General features: G+C 40.6%; 2 protein-coding genes. Both read right to left on the bottom strand.

Annotated elements, in window-relative coordinates; translation table 11 throughout:
* Positions 1-28: 28 nt before the first annotated feature.
* Positions 29-790: a Nif3-like dinuclear metal center hexameric protein gene (locus tag PE36_RS23455; protein WP_006034613.1), complete on the bottom strand. Its 762-nt coding sequence runs from the start codon at positions 788-790 to the stop codon at positions 29-31.
* Positions 791-981: 191 nt separating this feature from the next.
* On the bottom strand, positions 982-2136 hold the full coding sequence (gene fabV / locus PE36_RS23450; RefSeq protein ID WP_083798042.1) for an enoyl-ACP reductase FabV: 1155 nt from the start codon (positions 2134-2136) through the stop codon (positions 982-984).
* Positions 2137-2138 lie beyond the last annotated feature (2 nt).

Raw genomic sequence — 2138 nt, 5'->3', positions numbered from 1 at the left:
TACTGAGTTTTATAAATAGGTCTGCTGACTAAACTGGGTTGTCTATATCAATAAAGGTCACATCCAGCCCTTTCTCTTGTGCTAACCATTCCCCTAACGCTTTAATACCATAGCGTTCTGTTGCATGATGACCCGCTGCAAAAAAACTCATACCGGCTTCACGGGCTAAATGAATTGTTTGTTCCGATGCTTCACCACTGATGAATGCATCAATTCCCTGTTCAATTGCTAATTCAATATAACTTTGACCACCACCGGTACACCAAGCCACCGATTTAATTGGTTTACCCGCATCAACAACCAACGGTGCACGGTTAAGTTGAGTTTCGATACGTTGTGTAAGTTCTTCAGTTGAGATCGCTTCTTCGAATTTCCCCACTAAAGCAACACTGGCTTTATCCCATGGTTCTAAACCACGACGTACCGTAATACCTAATAACTTAGCTAATTCAACATTGTTACCCAATTCAGGATGTATATCTAACGGTAAATGGTAAGCATATAAGTTGATATCATTTTTAATCAGCGTTTTAATGCGGTTGTATTTGATACCCGTGATGGCTTGTGATTCATTTTTCCAGAAGTAACCATGGTGAACCAAAATTGCATCCGCTTGTTGCGCTACAGCAGCATCTATTAAAGCTTGAGAAGCAGTTACACCCGTGATCACTTTTGTCACCGTGTCTTTACCCTGGACCTGCATACCGTTGACCGTAAAGTCACGTACACGGTGAGGTTGCATAAATTCGGTTAAGATATTTTCAAGTTTTTTATTGTTCAGAGAGGCCATGCCCGCTCCTCATATTTGTGAATGCAGAAGATAAGGCTATAGGTATACGTGAAGTTAAACAATGAAGCAAATATAAAAAACCGCGCGTATTGAATTAGATGGAAAATCTAATAACACGCGCGGTTTATACAATTACAGTTCAATTTTTCGCTATTTTATCGATTAATACTGGCGTTTACTTTAGCGCTAAACTAATCAAGTGTAATCGGTGTAAAATCAACAATTGGATTAGCGTCGGCATCATAATCAACGCCTTCGATACCAAAGCCAAATAATGCTAAGAATTCATCTTTATAATACTGATAATCAGTCGTTTCAAATAAGTTATCATCGGTCACTTCGTCCCATAACTTCACGCAAGTCGCTTGAATGTCATCACGAAGTTCCCAGTCATCCATGCGTAGACGATTTTCGTCATCAAATTTCGCACTGCTTACACCTTCCGGGTAAAGTGAACCACGGAATAGACGTGAAATTTGCTCTAAACAGCCTTCATGTAAACCATGTTCTTTCATTACACGGAATGCCATTGCAATATAAAGTGGCATAACCGGAATTGCAGCACTTGCTTGTGTCACAACACTCTTAAGTACCGCTACGTTTGCACTGCCACCTTTTGCTTTAAGATTTGCATCAATCGCATGCGCGGCACGATCAAGATCTTGCTTCGCCTTGCCTAATGCGCCGTCCCAATAGATAGGCCATGTTATTTCGGTACCGATATAACTATAAGCAACGGTTTTACATCCGTCAGCTAATACGCCAGCCTCTTCAAGTGCAGACATCCATAATTCCCAATCTTCACCACCCATTACAGTAATGGTATCTAGGATCTCTTGCTCTGTTGCAGGTTCAACGCTTGCTTCAAATATTTTATTTTTATTGGTATCAACCGCTTTCGCTGTATACGTCTCACCAATTGGTTTCAGGCAAGAACGAACAACTTCACCTGTGCTTGGTAACTTACGTACTGGAGATGCTAATGAATAAACAACAAGGTCAATTTGACCTAGATCTTCTTTAATTAGGTTAATTGCAGTTTGCTTTGCTTGGTCAGAGAATGCATCGCCATTAATGCTCTTTGCATATAGGCCTTCTTCTGCTGCATATTTTTCAAATGCAGCACTGTTATACCAACCTGCTGTACCAGTCTTTCTCTCTGTTGCCGGTTTTTCGAAAAATACACCAATAGTTGAAGCGCCACCGCCGAATGCAGCGGTAATACGAGACGAAAGCCCGTAACCACTTGATGAGCCAACTACCAATACACGTTTTGGTGCATTTTCAATCACACCTTGTTCTTTATTATACTGTATCTGTTCTTTAACATTAAAATCACAACCAATAG

This window comes from Moritella sp. PE36 (assembly GCF_000170855.1).
Classification (GTDB): Bacteria; Pseudomonadota; Gammaproteobacteria; order Enterobacterales; family Moritellaceae; genus Moritella.
Note: the sequence above shows the minus strand (reverse complement) of the source record. Positions and strands in the feature narration are given on the sequence as shown.